The following is a 15354-nucleotide window of genomic DNA, read 5'->3' as shown; positions in this document are numbered from 1 at the left end:
CAAGATATGATCTTGAAGGTTTTTTATTTCCCGAAAATCCGGTGATTATCCCCCATTCACGTCCATCCTCCACGAATAGAGGACACGACTCAGTTTTCCACGTCATCCATGCATCTGCTCTTAGTCGGAGTGATGAAAAAGGAGCAAAGGAACAGGATGATCCCCATATACCCGAATCCGGGCGTCATGGAAGCATAATAGAAAAGAACATTGAAAAGAAGAGGCACAAAGAGGATCAATATCCGCAACAGCCCCCATTTGGAAAGGGCCTTTTCTTTATCCGTGACCAACTCCTGGTGCACTTTTTTGAATTTGAAGAGTCTCAAGGCAAGTGGAATGACGCCTATCGTGGCAATCTCCAGGAGTGTCTGGCAGAGAAACTGGATTTCTCCGGCACTCTCCGGTCCGAAGACCTGAAAAGACAAAGGCAACAACCCCCATTCTCCTGCCACTACCAAAAGCACACTCAGTGCCATCAAACCGAGAAAACTCGTCATCAATCGTCTCTGAACTCTTCGCATATTATTTTTCAAAAGGTGTACGACTTAAGATTGAACGGCCTAAAGTGACCTCATCGGTATATTCGATTTCATTCCCCACAGATATGCCTCTGGCAATCACGCTCATCCTGACAGGATAGGGCGACAGTTTCCTGGAAATATAGAAATTTGTCGTGTCTCCTTCCATGGTACTGCTCAACGCGAATATCACTTCTTTGACATCTCCCGAGGCGACTCGCTTGACCAGAGAATCGATCTCTATATCATTCGGACCTATCCCGTCGACCGGCGAGATCAACCCGCCCAGAACATGGTAGAGGCCATGATACTGCATCGTGTTCTCTATCGCCATCACATCCTGGATGTTCTCGACGATACAAACGGTTGAGGCATCACGATGGGGATCGGAACAGATGGAACAGATGTCCGTATCACTGATATTGTGACATATCTTGCAATACTTGACATTCTTTTTCAAGTCAGAGATGGCATCAGCAAACTGCTCCACAGCAGCATCGCTCTGACGCAACAAGTTCAGGACCAGACGCAAAGCCGTCTTCCTGCCTATCCCCGGTAATTTGGAAAATTCGGATACCGCCCGCTCTAAAAGTTTTGAAGGATATTGTTGTTCCATATTGATTTGATGCCGCTATCATAAGATTACCCTGACCTCTGTTCTCCCACACTCATCATTCCACTGTCACCAACGAGAAATCCGCTTAGGAGAATCGACAACTGGAAGATCTCTGACACCGGTCGCATGCGTCTGCATTGGAATTTTCCGAAAGAAAGGACCGCAGTTTAACCGGCTCACCTCACACCGGAAATAGTGTCAAAGGTCTGGCAGACCCGTCAGTTTATCTTTGCAAAATTAAGAATTTAATTTGGAAAAAGGAAAATTATCAGTACCTTTGTGAGCAAATTAAATGAAATGCGCCGATTCTATATCTTCCTCTTACTTTTACCTTTTATCGCAATAACTTATGCGCAGCCTGCAGCAGGCAACGCAAAAGCAACGTCTTCTTGGGATGCCCTGCTCTCTTTCGGGACACCCAAATACGAAGCTAGGGCCGTCTGGCTCACGACAATAGGTGGCCTGGACTGGCCACATTCTTATTCCCAGTCGCCCCGATCTATGGCCAGACAGCAACAGGAACTGAGGGATATCCTGGATCAGTTGGCAAAAGCGAACATCAATACCGTGATCCTCCAAACGCGTATCCGCGGCACCATGATCTACCCTTCTGAATATGAGCCTTGGGACGGATGCCTCTCCGGATTCCCGGGCAGAAGTCCAGGATACGATGCCCTTGCCTTCGCTATCGATGAATGTCACAAGAGGGGCATGGAAGTCCATGCGTGGGTCGTCACCATGCCCGTGGGGAAATGGAACAAACTCGGATGCCGGACGCTCCGCAAGCGCTTTCCCGGTCTCATCAGACGCATCGGGGATGAAGGTTATATGAATCCGGAAGATGCCCGGACGGGTGATTATCTTGCCAAGATCTGCCGGGAGATCACACACAACTATGATATTGACGGGATTAATCTGGACTATATCAGATATCCGGAAACTTGGAAACGCCGTGTCAGCGAAGCCCAAGGCAGGGACTACATCACTTCTATTGTCAGAAAGATCCATGATGCGGTAAAGTCTGAAAAACCGTGGGTGAAAATGAGTTGCTCTCCCATCGGGAAGTTCAGTGACCTCCCCCGCTATTGGAGCCACGGGTGGAATGCCTATTCGAGAGTGTGTCAGGATGCCCAGGCTTGGCTCAAGGAAGGCCTCATGGATGAACTCTTCCCGATGATGTACTTCAAGGATGAACAGTTCTACCCCTTTGCCCTCGACTGGGCAGAACAGAGTGACAAGAAGATCATTGCCCCCGGTCTGGGCATTTATTTTCTGGATCCGAAAGAAGGCAACTGGAGATTAGGGGATATTACACGCGAAATGTATCAAAGCCGACTTTACCATATCGGCCAGGCTTTTTTCAGAAGCAAGTTCCTGACAGATAATGTACAGGGCATCTATGACTTCAGTTCCAAGACGTTCAACCGCTACCCTTCTCTCGTACCTCCGATGACATGGGAGAAGACGGTGCCCACCGATACGACCTATAATATTTACGTCAGTCCTGAAACGCAAGTCGACATCGACGACGCCCGCAATCTGATTGCAGCCCGTCTGCCGAAGCCACAAATGGAAGACTACTGTAAAAAACTCGGGAATCATTATTACAAGGTTGTTGCGATGGACCGCTTTGGAAGAGAGATCAGGACTCCTGAAAAGCAGGACGCAGGTCCTTTCCTCAGCATACCCCTCTTGAGATGTGACGGAAGCCGACTCCTGTTGCCTGACCAGAAAATGTATGACGCTGATGTCCTGGTCATCAAGACCTTGGAGGGGCAGATCGTCACTTCTGAGAAATGGTCAGGTCGCACGCTGGATGTCCGGCGCATCCCCAATGGGATGTATACACTTCATTCTTTGAACCGGAAAGGTGTCACCCACAGGATAGGCACTTTTGCCCTGAATCATAGCCAATATTGAGGCAACAGCCTTTTCTGTCCGACGATTCACCTCACGCAGAAAAACGTTTGGACAAAGAAAAAAGCAAGACAAAAGTTTGGTAGTCTCTAAAAAACTCACTACCTTTGCACTCGCAATTCAGGCTGGAAGCCTTTGATGACATCGAAGGAAGCACTTGCGCCCTTAGCTCAGTTGGTAGAGCAACTGACTCTTAATCAGTGGGTCTAGGGTTCGAATCCCTAAGGGCGCACAAACGACATGGATTGCTTTTTCAGCGCCCTTAGCTCAGTTGGTAGAGCAACTGACTCTTAATCAGTGGGTCTAGGGTTCGAATCCCTAAGGGCGCACGTGATGAAAACATACAGAAAGCCAGATAATTGTTCTTCAATTACCTGGCTTTTTTATTGCAATTTTCTTCGTCAAGGAAGAGATGGTCAATCAATTACTTACTCTTTTTGGACAAGTTTTCCTTAACAAACAATTTGATGGCGCCTTCACAATCGGCATCATTGCCTTCACGCACACCGGCACACATCCAATAAGCATACTTGCCTGTCCTGTACTCTGTCAACTGGGTCAGGTCACTGCCATAACGGAACTCGATGTGATAAGTGTCGATGGGATTATCGGACAACGAGACAAAATAGGTGAATTCATCCTTGTTGCCATCGTCACTCTTGTATTCATGACCGTCAAAGACCTTATTATAACCAACTTCTGAATAATTGTGCGAGAATACCTTCCTGCCGTTGGCATCCAGGCCTGTGATGTTCTTGCCATTGAAAATGAGTTTCACCAGTCCGTTTCTGAAATGGCAATCAAACTGAAACTTCCCGCTGAAGTCAGTGTTGTCATTGGTATAATCACCATACTTTGCGGTAGCCTCGCTTCCGATGACAGATCCGCCAACGGTACTTTTCAGATAGTCGACGGTCTCCTGTGCCTTGTCCTGCCCCACATACTTTGCTACTTCCGACAACCACAGTTTGTCCCACTTTGAGGCATTGATTCCCCGCTGGGAAAACAAGACGATATAGGTACCCTTCTGCTTGATTTGCAAGGGTGTCGGTTGAGATGAACCTGCATTGTTACCTGCCGTAACGGTCATACATACAGCAAATAGCAATGCTGCAATCCCAAGAACTCTTCTTTTCATATTATGATCTCTCATTTTATTATTGTTTTAAAAGATTGGTTTCAAAGTTAAGGTTTAATCGCAACATGGGCAATACCCAAAATGGATGAAATCAGATGCCAATATACATGACGAATATTGATTTTTCATACATATAAAGCATTTATGTGTGGATTGTGATAGGAACGAAGTCCTCTGTGAAAAAGAAGTGATGATAAAAAATTTCCAGTTTTTCCCGGACGATTGACAACTGATATTCAAATGTATTTTGTAATTTTGCAAGTGTATAAAATATTTTACGTATGAAATACGGATTCAGAAGTCCTTCATTGAAGAGGAGTATCAGTGCCAGGACGACAGGACGGGCAAAAAGAGCGATTAAACGTGCCATTATCCCAGGTTATGGACGGAAAGGGATGGGATTGTTGTTTCATCCCAAAAAGTCCATTTACAACAGAGTCTATCGCCGTACGACCTTCGGGTTGGGCGATATCCTCAAAGCTTTATTCAAATAAGGTGGATCACAGACTGTGATGGTCCTTGGTGGTATTTTTGTCTGAACTGACAGCTTCTTGCCAACTTGAAAATGACGATAAACAAGTAGTCTTCCTCATTGAAACGACTCGTTTATAACACGACAAGACAGGACCACTCTACTGCCCTATATCACCGTTCACAAAGCACCTTGGGATATTCAGAAAAACCATGTCCGCTTCTCTGACTTTGATCAAAAACCAGCAATTGAAATCTGCACAGAACTATAGTTCTGCAGATTCCCTTGCCAGAGACAGACACTCTTTCTGCCCTTCTCGACAAACTCTTTATCCATCAGAAGACTTTCAAAATTATTCGCAGTCAACTTCTGCTTCTGATTTCTAAAGAATTTATTGACACTTGACATTAGCACCTATAAGTGCTCAAATAAAAAACTATCGAATAAGCATTTTTAAGTATATTTACTACACAAACACGAATTGTATCTGCTCCCTAACCCTGAATACGAACCTTCATGCTTATCCTATAGTGTAAAAATACCTTGATTTTTTATATATAAAAGCAAAGTTATTAAATATTTTGTAAAAATCAAAGGAAATATGTTAACGAATACACTAAATCATCCAATATTAACATGATTTAGTATCGCATTTTACAAATAATCAATTTTAAAGTAAAACAGAACATTCGTTTTGCCCGTATTCAGACCTCCACTACTCCTGTTTACTTTATTTGGTGACATGAATCAGAAAATGCGGATGACCTATTGACGCATCTTCAAAGGACAGACAGAGCGGCACTAGGCTATAGAACAAGAACTCCTCCCCATAAGAGTTTGTCTACACGCTTATAGGGAGGAATCCCAACCGGAAGGAGTCAGATCAGACTTTCCTCAAAAAGGAGATATATGCTTTTGTATTTGCTTCCAGTTCATCCGCAGTCACGTTATGGCTGTCGTTCAGCGTGTGAAAACCCTCATAAGTCATGCCACAGAACAGTGCCGTCGTCTTGAAAGGCTGCAGGAGACCTTCAATAGTGACCTGGTTTTTGCCGTCCAACTGATAATCAGAGGCACTACTCCCCGTAGACACAGCAATCGCAAGTTTCTTCCCTCTCAGTTTTGTACCGTTGGAACCGAATGCCCAACCATGGAGGAACACGTCGTCCAGATATTTCTTCAAAAGAGGGGTGCAGTTGAACCAGAACATGGGATACTGGAACACAATCGTATCGTATTGCTCCAGGAGATGCTGCTCTTTCTCCACGTCTATCTTCCAGTCAGGATACAGTTCATAGATATTATGAAGGGTAAATTCCTGAGGATACTTGGAGATTTCCTCCACCCATCTCTTGTTGATAACCGAGTCCTGCATGTCAGGATGGGCTAAAATGACTAATTTTTTTTGTCCCATAATGATTTTTTATAACTTGAGAATTCAAAACACTTTGTTTTGATATTGATTGCAAAATTACTTCTTTTTATCCATCCACGCAAGAACCTACCTCTAGGTAACATAGTTACTAAAAGGGGTACTTCGTATAAAATAAAGGAGATGAAGAAATAATATTTTTCAGAAAAAATGTGACGTTATCATTTTCCAATGACGGTTTCCATCCGAAATAGAAGAATTCTGCCCTCCTATTTTTTATTGAACGCAAGTTTCCTCCCATAGAGAATATCAGACTATGGGCAGAAACTTTTACGCTGGAAACTTACAGACTTCTTAGAAATGAGAGATATGCTTTCGCATCTTCTTCAAGTATTTCTGGAGTCACATGCGGACGGCCATTCAATGTATGAAAGCCCTCGTAGGTCATACCGCAGAACTCAGCCGTTGTCTTGAAAGGCTGTAAAAGGCTGCCGACCGTAATGTGGCATCTGCCGTCCACCTGGTAGTCTGAGGCACTGTTGCCGGTAGATACTGCTATGGCAAATTTCTTTCCTCTCAACTTGATGCCTTTGGAGCCGAAAGCCCAGCCGTATGCAAAAACATCATCCAAGTACTTCTTCACCAAAGGAGGACAGTTGAACCAGAACATCGGATACTGGAAAACGATCGTATCGTACTGTTCCAGGAGATGCTGTTCTTTCTCTACGTCTATCTTCCAGTCAGGATATGCATCGTAGATGTTATGCACGGTGTAGTCCTGAGGATATTTACTGACTTCTTCAACCCATCTCTTGTTGATTGCAGACTGCCTGATGTTAGGATGAGCGACTATGATTAATTTCTTTTGTCCCATAATAATTTATTGTTAATACTTTGAAAAAACTAAAATACTTTATTTCTATCTTGACTGTAAAGATACACAATTTTATTTATCTTTGCAAGAGCTTACCAACAGGTAAGCTAGTTACTAAAAGGAGTAATATATGGGAAACAGGGAAGAAAAAAAGCAATATTTTTTTCATAAAAAAAGATATGACTGTGCTTTTTCGCTTGCGATAGACCTTATTGGCGGAAAATGGAAGGCAAAGATGATCTACCAGTTGAGAGATTCCGCCAAGCGCTCTTCCGATTTACAACGGTCTATGCATGAGATCTCTAACAAGATGTTTACACAGACGGCACGTGAGTTGGAGCATGAAGGCATCATCTTCAGGAAGGTATACCCTACCGTCCCTCCAAAAGTGGAATACGATCTGACGGATTTAGGCAAATCTGTCTTGCCTGTGATCCTGCAACTGGAGGAATGGGGCATCAAGATTTCAGACAAGGTATAAACGATTGCAAATAGTTGATGCCACCAAGCATATAGCGACAAATAGAGAAATGCAGACTTTCACAAGCCTGCATCTTCAAATTCTCAATTCCATCCTCTGATGGACCTCAACATGTTTACAGTTGAATAACTCGCAATCTTAGATTTTACTAAATACTAAAGATTTAGTAACAGAGAGAATTATCTTATTTTCTAAGCTCATCCATCTTGTTCTGAGTAATGCTACGCTCCGGCAAAGCTGCTGTCTCACAAAAGTTTTTCAGTCCTCTCAAGTTGAACTTGAAATCTTCTGCCGACAGTTTCCCTTCGGAAAATTGGAGCGTATATAAAACCAACGTATTTTGACAATCTCCATAAATACAGGGATGGCTTTTCATTCAATCACTTTTCATATCCTTATCATTTTGGACCATATATAATAAGGTGAAATTCATATCTGATAAAGTGTTCCAATCGTTCTTCGGTTAAAGTCATATCCCCATTGCCGAATTATTGACAATGGGATCATTTTTCGGATTTCAGATTCAGGTTGGTCCTTCATCCGGAGTAGAGATAGAGAAGATGTCCTCAGACATTCCCCAATTCCCAAGATGCCAAACTTGCACTGACACCTTCATACATTGATGCCATCATTGCGCATCAACGGAATAAAATGAAATCTTTCGTCCTTAGGTTCCTAGATTAAGTTATATTATTTCTTTATGTGGTCTTACCGTGGATTTCCCTGCACATCATTTATGATGTCTGAAAGCGGATACCGAAACCCGAGATCTAAGTTGTTGCTCTCAGAACTACCGCGTCCCGATACCCAACGAGCACAAAGATGGTTTTACTTTTGAATCATTCAGAATATTTTCATTACAGGTTCACCCATGGTATTATAACAATTTTATATTTTGATGAATTCGTTTTTTCATAGCGGCTCTCCAGAAAGTGAATCATGGATGTCGAAAAGAAGGTTTAAAATTCAGGGTTCCGGTCGTCAAAGCCATAAACCCGACATTTCTCATTATTACTCTTACAAAGTTAAGGAAAATCCATTTAAAGTCCAAAGGTTTTTAAGATATTTTTAGGAAAAAGGAGAAAAGTCCGAGACCGCAGACCCTATCCCATGAGATGACAAGCATTGCCGCCCCTCGCCGTATATCTCCTTCAGCACCTACTGAATGGTGCCAATTCCAGAAAGGTCGCAAAACAGCCTACACATCTCCCCCACCAATAGCACGATACCCCTCAACTATTCCAATTCAAGGTGGTCGAACGCCAAACATCTCCCACCTTCAGTTTTCTCTACTTCAAAGGAATATCGGGTTTGTCGGAGGAGGATTTCACTGATCAGAGATTCCTGAATGGGAGTAATCGAAGACTCTTTCCTGCCCAATGTGCCAATGGATGGCAGTGTGATGCCGCAACGCCGGTCCTTCTCCTCATCCGAGCAAATCCAATAGCGGTCATGGAGCGGACAGTCTTCAGGCTTGTCCTCATAAGACACGAAATCTATATGGACCGGAGTCTGTATTCCTCCTGAAACATGATGCCACTCAAAGTCGTAGTCCTCTTTCTTATTCTTGCCCAAATGAGTGAGGATCCGGATCCGCAGGTTCGTATTCTCATCCGTGAGTTTCTTGATCAGCACTAATCCGGAAGGGTTGAAATACGGGTCAATGATGGTCAATTCCATTCCACCCGACTTACGGTACCACTCCAGCAGATATTGCTCTGCCTTCTCGTATTCTCCTATAGGTATATAACCCTCGGGCTCATTATGCCGGACACACATCATCCCATCGATACTGGCGATACGTTCCTTCGTTCCGGCTGCCAAAGAGAGTACCAACCTCAGATTGTTGCGGATGATCTCGTGCAGGTTGAGAAGCATTCCCTTCTGATTCCGCGACTGGCGCTCTTTCTCGCCAATGATTTTCAACAGATAAAGGACAGCATCATTTGTATCCGAGATATTGCCAGTAAAAATAAATGGCAAGGTTATGAAAAAGGCTTGTTCGATACTGATAATCTGCCCCGTTCCATCCGTGAGACTTTCCAGCAAACTTTCAAAGAATCGCTTTTGTTCCTTGGGATTCAAAGTATTGATCAATTTTGTGTCTTTCTTGGCTGAGTCAATTCTTTTCTTCGAACTGATGTGGCGCAGGAGTTTGTTCTTATAAAGAGACCTTGCAGGATCCTGATCCATGCCCTCAACGAGTTCGGTAGCAAGTTCCGGTTTATATTGATAAATCGTGTCGATCAGATGTCTCTGCTCATCAAAATCACTTTCTAGGGTCAAACTTGACAGTGCCTTTTTAGCTACATCACGACCAAGCGCTCCCAGATTGTTTTCCCGGCATTCATCTATGGCCATATCCAGGCGTGCAATCCGGTCAAAAGAGAAATGAAGTTCTTCCGTTTTCTTGATTCCCAGATCAATGACATCGCGAACATCTTTATGGTTGGCGAAAAATGGGGCGATATCAAAATAGAGGAAAGCCTGGTCTGCAGTATTACCGACTGTTTGTATTTGGGTCTCCCAACCCTTCCGGTCTCTCGAGGAGAAGGATTTCTCGGCATGCTGAAGTGCTGCCAAACATACGATCTTGTAGCCATTATGCTGTATGCCATTGCGAGTAGGCAGTTTCTCATTTACGATATCCCGTGCACGCCTGAGTACCGACCTCTTGATATCAGTGCTCAAGGGCCTCTTCTGGTAAGTCTTATGCAGACTCTGACAGATGATATTGATGATTTGATAATAAGTATCATCATCAGTGCTGTGAGAGAGAATGGAGAGCAAATTAGAATAGTCTGCTTTTGACAGTTCGTAGGCTGCCGGCTTCAAGTCGTAGCCTTCGTCAAACACCTGTTTTCTCACAATAAAGGCAGCTAGGCGGGCAAGGCATTTATTGCGGAAATACGCATCAAAACGATCGAGCAGAGTGAACAACCTCTCAGAATTTTGTCTATACAAGACAGGAGCGATCGTAAAGACCGTAAATTTACGTTCATCAATGGGCAAGCTTTCCAAATCACCAGGAATGTATTTTTCCGTAATCTCCTGAAACATCCGGTCGTTGCCCACCAGTGAATATTGCATCGCGATGATCCCCCAAAGCCTGATCTTCTCACAATTCGACAACAGATGGTCGATGTCTGAGCTGAACTGGTTTAATAAGGCATCGTCATCAAGTTTGAGCTCCACCAACTGACACAATGAGTGCAGGTATAAGTCAAGGCTTTGATAGAAAGTATCCTCGCAGGAAGAGGTACTCAAGAAGCAGTCTTTTTTGATAGAAGAGCAGCGGTCAATCATCTTGTTGGCATCCTCTTTGGACAGAGGCGCAAAACTCTTGGCAAGATAATAGCCGATAGTAAGTTTATGCCAGTCAACATCTATTGATTTCCACGCTTGCAGGATCTTGGTTTTGACGCGGTTCAGGAACTCCTCATCGTCCTGTGATTTCTTGGCCCAGATATAAACCCGCATGAGCATCTGGCACCGCACCTCCGAATATTCCACCTTCTCAATATACGGAAAATTCTTCTTGAGAGAGGGCCGTAATTTCTCATTGTTCAGTTTCCGAGAATGTGCAAGGATGTCCGTCAACAACAGCAGAGGTCTCACGTTATCGATGCCGCTCTCGTCAGCCTTTCCCAAGAGTTCGAAGAAATAGTCCGGATCGATATGCTCATCCTCTACCTGGAGCAGATACTGAGTAGCGGCAAAGGAATAAGCCCGACTCTGCCGCTCCCGGGTATTCATACAGGAAATCATCTCATCTACCATGGTCGGATAATTGACGACCAACGCCGTCAACGGTCCTTCAACAACCATAAGGTGATAGGCTGTTTCAGAAAGCAGAGCCTTGATCCCATCAATGATCATTTGTTGCAAATCAACGGTTGAGATGACTTCCTTTTCTATTTTATTTCTGTCACCTAACTGATCATACTTACCCAACATTTTTGCGAAGCATGTCAGACGGATACCCTGATCCTGAAGCTCGTCAATATAGAAATAAAGGTTGCCCAAACGGTCTATGGCCTTTTCCGGCAGCTTGGCCTGCAAGGCTTCTATGATCGTCAACTCTACATCGACATAATCAAATGTAGGAAATTTAATGCTTTCCCCCATCCCATCTATATAGGGCAGTGCCTCTTTCATTTCCTCCTCACTCATACAATGCATGGACGAACAGATCTCGTTGAGGATTTTAGCCCTGGGCATATCCCTGTCAGAAGTATTCACCATCAACTTGATTGCTGTGAGTACGGCCTTTCCGATGCCCTGTTTATTCTCATTTTGCGGCAGCCAATAACGCAGCAGTTGCAACTTCTGCGAGTTGCTGTTGAGGTTATCCAGACTTGACAAGAATGTTTCTACGTCAGCGTCAGCAAGAAGTCCTTGAGCTGCACGTGTAAATTTACGCAAATTTTCATCTGTAATTTTCTTTGTAACAAGATCACGTCTGGCTATGTTCTCTTCGGGATCATCCACTTGCTGGATCAGAGAAAATATGGAATACAGGCGGTCGGTATTGACCTCTTTCTTGTGCTTTAAGGCGACCTTGTCGACAATATTTATGGCAGCCTCATAGTCGACACCTAACAATAATTTCGCTAATTCTAGTGCCTTTTCCGGGATATTTTCAAAGTCTATCTCATTGACCAACTGGTCAATGCTCTCTTTAAGCGCATCAAAATCTGAAGATTTCATTTTGAGTTCTTCTTTCTTGCCCGCAATGAGCAGGTAGTATTTCAAGCGTTCTTCTTTCAGGTAAACATTATCAGCAAACAACATCGCCTGATCATATTTACCGACCGAAAGCAGGGCCTCAACCTCATAATCCCACAACTCGTTTTTCTCTATCTCACGGGAAAATGTTTTGTTGAGCGCAAACCGGAAAGCCGTAGGTAAATGGTCTTTCAGTTGCTCCTCACATGCTTCATAACCAAAATCACATTGCTCATTCAGTGAAGCCTGAGACTGTTTGTGCAGGAAAATTTCTCTCAGATTGTCCGGGTTCAGGTAGTTGATGAGGTTCTCTGTCTGATTCAGAGATTTATAAATAGACGGTATGACACTACTGTACTCCATATTATATTCCTTACCGCTCAGGACACCGATAATTTTCAATTCGATGTCGCGTTGATGACTCTCCAGTTTCCGGCGTAAGTACCTGTGGAATCCCTCGGACCGGAAACAGACGATCCCGTCATTGGTTAGTCTCACAAAGTCAGTGTTCTTCCGGATCAGTTTATCCGCCTCATCAGAATTGACACCGATAAAGGAAGGGATCATCTCTCGGCGGACAGGAAATTCAGCATAGGCGAGAAGGGAAAAGAAGTCGATAATGGTCTGGGAGGCATTTGCGAACAGAGTCTGACAATCTTCCGCATACAAATCGCTATCTGATGTTGCCGAGGAGTTAAGCAGGTCCGTCAGGCGGTTTTTCTCAATATATCGGCTGCTCACGATTTCCATGCGATGGGCATTTCCCCTTGTAATATCATACAGTTGTTTCAAATCTCCATCCGCTAAAGAGGGATCCATTCCACGGAAATATTGATTCACCTCAGCTTCGCTGAACCTGAGCAAATCGCCTTGTGTATATGGCCAGGAGATGCCATCAGGGAAGATATTCTTTACGGCTTCGGGACTGCCAGAAAACAAATATTTGCCTTTTGCCCACAGGACATCTTCCAACAACCTCTTTACCCCTTCTGTTTTTGAAGGGGGAATCTTGTCAAATCCGTCGAATACGAAGAATAGCGGCTTCTTCGTACGATTGATTTTCCTCAAAACAAGTTGATAAAGGTTCTTCACCTTTGGAGCTACAGTCCAGCTCTCTCGATTGCTGCCCTCACTGACATACCACGTCAACTGCTTCACCAGACTGCACTCGATAATTTCAGGATCAATGCTGGTCAAGTCAAGACCATTATAGAAATAACTGACGCAATTTTCCGGGTGTTGCTGCGCAAACTGTCGTAGGGAAGTCGTCAAGCCAACTCCCTCTTCACCACATATAAACATGAGTCTATACTCACGCAACCGTTCATCATACAAGTCTAGGTAGTTCTGGCGCAAGATCTCATGGTCCGGCTGATCAGGTTTGCTGTAACTGTAATAATACATGTTCAGCACCTGATTGTCATCTTCCGGGGTGTCCGGGGTAAACATCGGGATTTTCGAAGGTCCGTTCTGTAAGAATACATTCTGGATGGCCTTAGTCGCGTTCGGCAGAATTTGGTTGCAGCCGCCACTCATATTGTTAGTCGTGTCCATAGTCAATAGTGATTAGTAGTTCATAAGTTTCCTTGTTCTTTTCTGATTTTTCCATTTTTCCCATTCATCATTGATACGCTTGCGGATGTTGCTGACCCCCGTTTTCACTTTCGGGGCCAGAGACTGGAGGATACAGATGAATCGTTCCTTTACCATTTCCACCTCGTCTACCTTGACATCAGGATCCTCCACCATCTTCACGACAATCTTTGCCAAGGTAGTGGCTTGCTCACAGGCAGCCAGTTGACCCACATATCCGGACAGTTTTTCCACATTATTAATATAAGGGACCAACGCTGCGACTTCCGCAGGCATCTCCGACTGCTGTTTCTTCTTAACGGCCTCTTCCATATACTGATTACCATAGAAATTCTGTTCGGCTTTCGTGGCGTTAGGAAGGATTTGGTTAGTTCCGCCACTGATGTTGAAAATGATTTTACTTTTGTCTGACATAGTTTTATATTTTTTCGTTTCTGTCGGTACAAGTCTTCGCATCTGAAAATGCACGTCCATTCATTACTTCGAAACTTATCCATTCATTTTTTGCTGCACGACTATACGTTCTTTTCACCGCTTTATGAGATTATGCGTTTTTTGAGGTTCTGATAAAACGCTCCTACACGCCCTGTTAAGCCGCATCAGCAGATTGCCCCATCCGGTTTGGTTTGTCAACCAAAAACCGCAATAGGGAACGGTGAGGGAACGAGAAGGGAACGAGAAGGGAACGAGGAGGGAACGGCAGGGAACGGATTTGTTTTCGACTTGTTCCTGATCTATCTTTGCAACCGAACTACTGAGGAGCTGGTGGTGATTATCGGGTACTTTGCCGGCAAGTGGCGGTACACTACGACTTTCAGCAGAATGTTTAATTTTTAATTTTTTATATTATGTCTAAAGCGTATAAAATTGTCGCCAAGAAGTTGACCATGGGCGACCAAAAAGGAGAAACTGTTTACACGGTAAGACCCGTAAGTTATGGAACATTGAGTACTGAAGACGTCGCCCGTCAAATCTCGGCAGAATCGACCGCCACCCCTGGTGACGTCAAGGCCGTACTTGACCGCTATGCCTATTACGTCAAGGAGAACCTTAAAAAGGGTTACAGCATCGAACTGCTCGGTTTCGGTAATCTGTATCTCCGCTTCATCACCGGCAAGGCGGTCAACGAGAAGAAAAAGGCAGACGCCTCACTCGTCAAGTCGCTGATGCCGGGGTTCAGACCCTCTTTCACGATCACAGGCAATGGCAATAGGCTCTATGACCTGATCCCCGAGAAGATCTCTCTCGTCAAATACGGCGAGGAAGAGACTACGGACAACGGTACTGCTACTCCTCCTTCCGATGGAGGAACGACCACCGGTGGGGGAACCACAACGGCCGGTTGATCCGGGAACTGACACGCATCTTACCGGTACCCGTAAATATGACGGGACCGGTGCATGAAAGCTCGTTTGTGAACCATTACTATCCTACTATTAACAGGGACACCCTCCTAAGTGTCCCTGTTTTTTTATATAGGGCCACCTTTGTTTAACCACAAGTTTGTGAATCTGTTGTTTTTCATTCGAAAATGTTTTTATTGCGAACAGCCAGTAAATCGGCTATTCAGGTTTAACTTATTTGTTTTGACACAATAAAAGAATAAGCAGGCTGCGGTATGCTGTCTGCGGCTATTGGCTTAGGC

General features: G+C 44.2%; 11 protein-coding genes and 2 tRNA genes. 6 read left to right on the top strand and 7 right to left on the bottom strand.

Annotation, left to right across the window (positions count from 1 at the left end; genetic code table 11):
- Positions 1–89: 89 nt before the first annotated feature.
- Entirely contained in the window at positions 90–521 is a 432-nt protein-coding gene (locus NG821_RS01760; protein WP_252759945.1) for a hypothetical protein, read from the bottom strand.
- 1 nt (position 522) lies between these two features.
- The gene (gene recR, locus NG821_RS01755) at positions 523–1134 is read right to left on the bottom strand and encodes a recombination mediator RecR (RefSeq protein WP_252759944.1); all 612 of its coding nucleotides are present in this window, start codon (positions 1132–1134) and stop codon (positions 523–525) included.
- Between the two features lie 297 nt (positions 1135–1431).
- Here recR and NG821_RS01750 point away from each other — a divergent pair, with 297 nt between their 5' ends.
- The 3 genes from NG821_RS01750 to NG821_RS01740 all read left to right on the top strand — a co-directional run bounded on the left by NG821_RS01750 (position 1432) and on the right by NG821_RS01740 (position 3380).
- Positions 1432–3054: a glycoside hydrolase family 10 protein gene (locus NG821_RS01750; protein WP_252759943.1), complete on the top strand. Its 1623-nt coding sequence runs from the start codon at positions 1432–1434 to the stop codon at positions 3052–3054.
- A 156-nt stretch (positions 3055–3210) separates the two neighbouring features.
- Positions 3211–3283: transfer RNA gene (locus NG821_RS01745), tRNA-Lys, on the top strand.
- A 24-nt stretch (positions 3284–3307) separates the two neighbouring features.
- Positions 3308–3380: transfer RNA gene (locus tag NG821_RS01740), tRNA-Lys, on the top strand.
- Positions 3381–3475: 95 nt separating this feature from the next.
- Here the strand turns inward: NG821_RS01740 and NG821_RS01735 are convergent.
- Positions 3476–4189 (bottom strand): hypothetical protein, encoded by a 714-nt coding sequence (locus NG821_RS01735; RefSeq protein ID WP_252759942.1) that lies wholly within the window; start codon positions 4187–4189, stop codon positions 3476–3478.
- Between the two features lie 281 nt (positions 4190–4470).
- Between NG821_RS01735 and NG821_RS01730 the strand changes: the two genes are divergently transcribed.
- A complete protein-coding gene (locus NG821_RS01730; RefSeq protein ID WP_252759941.1) occupies positions 4471–4683 on the top strand; it encodes a hypothetical protein in 213 nt (70 codons plus the stop codon).
- A gap of 861 nt (positions 4684–5544) precedes the next feature.
- On the opposite strand, the gene NG821_RS01725 is transcribed toward NG821_RS01730, so the two are convergent.
- Entirely contained in the window at positions 5545–6075 is a 531-nt protein-coding gene (locus NG821_RS01725) for an NAD(P)H-dependent oxidoreductase (RefSeq protein WP_252759940.1), read from the bottom strand.
- Between the two features lie 301 nt (positions 6076–6376).
- Complete coding sequence (locus tag NG821_RS01720) at positions 6377–6907, bottom strand: NAD(P)H-dependent oxidoreductase (RefSeq protein ID WP_252759939.1); 531 nt, start codon at positions 6905–6907, stop codon at positions 6377–6379.
- A gap of 130 nt (positions 6908–7037) precedes the next feature.
- Here NG821_RS01720 and NG821_RS01715 point away from each other — a divergent pair, with 130 nt between their 5' ends.
- Positions 7038–7388, top strand: a complete 351-nt coding sequence (locus NG821_RS01715; RefSeq protein WP_252759938.1) for a winged helix-turn-helix transcriptional regulator — start codon at positions 7038–7040, stop codon at positions 7386–7388.
- Between the two features lie 1236 nt (positions 7389–8624).
- Here the strand turns inward: NG821_RS01715 and NG821_RS01710 are convergent.
- Positions 8625–13670, bottom strand: a complete 5046-nt coding sequence (locus NG821_RS01710) for an ATP-binding protein (RefSeq protein ID WP_252759937.1) — start codon at positions 13668–13670, stop codon at positions 8625–8627.
- 12 nt (positions 13671–13682) lie between these two features.
- Positions 13683–14123 (bottom strand): hypothetical protein, encoded by a 441-nt coding sequence (locus NG821_RS01705; protein ID WP_252759936.1) that lies wholly within the window; start codon positions 14121–14123, stop codon positions 13683–13685.
- 434 nt (positions 14124–14557) lie between these two features.
- Here NG821_RS01705 and NG821_RS01700 point away from each other — a divergent pair, with 434 nt between their 5' ends.
- Positions 14558–15055 carry an HU family DNA-binding protein gene (locus tag NG821_RS01700; RefSeq protein ID WP_252759935.1) on the top strand — a complete coding sequence of 166 codons (498 nt, stop codon included), beginning with the start codon at positions 14558–14560 and terminating at the stop codon, positions 15053–15055.
- The last annotated feature ends 299 nt before the right edge of the window (positions 15056–15354 follow it).

This window comes from Segatella cerevisiae (genome assembly GCF_024054555.1).
Classification (GTDB): domain Bacteria; phylum Bacteroidota; class Bacteroidia; order Bacteroidales; family Bacteroidaceae; genus Prevotella; species Prevotella cerevisiae.
The sequence above is the reverse complement of the archived record's forward strand: the minus strand, read 5'-3'. Positions and strand labels throughout refer to the sequence as shown.

Coding starts and splice junctions, on each gene's coding strand:
- NG821_RS01760 (WP_252759945.1), bottom strand. CDS start 521: ATGCGAAGAGTTCAGAGACGATTGATGACGAGTTTTCTCGGTTTGATG.
- NG821_RS01710 (WP_252759937.1), bottom strand. CDS start 13,670: ATGGACACGACTAACAATATGAGTGGCGGCTGCAACCAAATTCTGCCG.
- NG821_RS01750 (WP_252759943.1), top strand. CDS start 1,432: ATGCGCCGATTCTATATCTTCCTCTTACTTTTACCTTTTATCGCAATA.
- recR (WP_252759944.1), bottom strand. CDS start 1,134: ATGGAACAACAATATCCTTCAAAACTTTTAGAGCGGGCGGTATCCGAA.
- NG821_RS01735 (WP_252759942.1), bottom strand. CDS start 4,189: ATGAAAAGAAGAGTTCTTGGGATTGCAGCATTGCTATTTGCTGTATGT.
- NG821_RS01700 (WP_252759935.1), top strand. CDS start 14,558: ATGTCTAAAGCGTATAAAATTGTCGCCAAGAAGTTGACCATGGGCGAC.
- NG821_RS01720 (WP_252759939.1), bottom strand. CDS start 6,907: ATGGGACAAAAGAAATTAATCATAGTCGCTCATCCTAACATCAGGCAG.
- NG821_RS01725 (WP_252759940.1), bottom strand. CDS start 6,075: ATGGGACAAAAAAAATTAGTCATTTTAGCCCATCCTGACATGCAGGAC.
- NG821_RS01730 (WP_252759941.1), top strand. CDS start 4,471: ATGAAATACGGATTCAGAAGTCCTTCATTGAAGAGGAGTATCAGTGCC.
- NG821_RS01705 (WP_252759936.1), bottom strand. CDS start 14,123: ATGTCAGACAAAAGTAAAATCATTTTCAACATCAGTGGCGGAACTAAC.
- NG821_RS01715 (WP_252759938.1), top strand. CDS start 7,038: ATGGGAAACAGGGAAGAAAAAAAGCAATATTTTTTTCATAAAAAAAGA.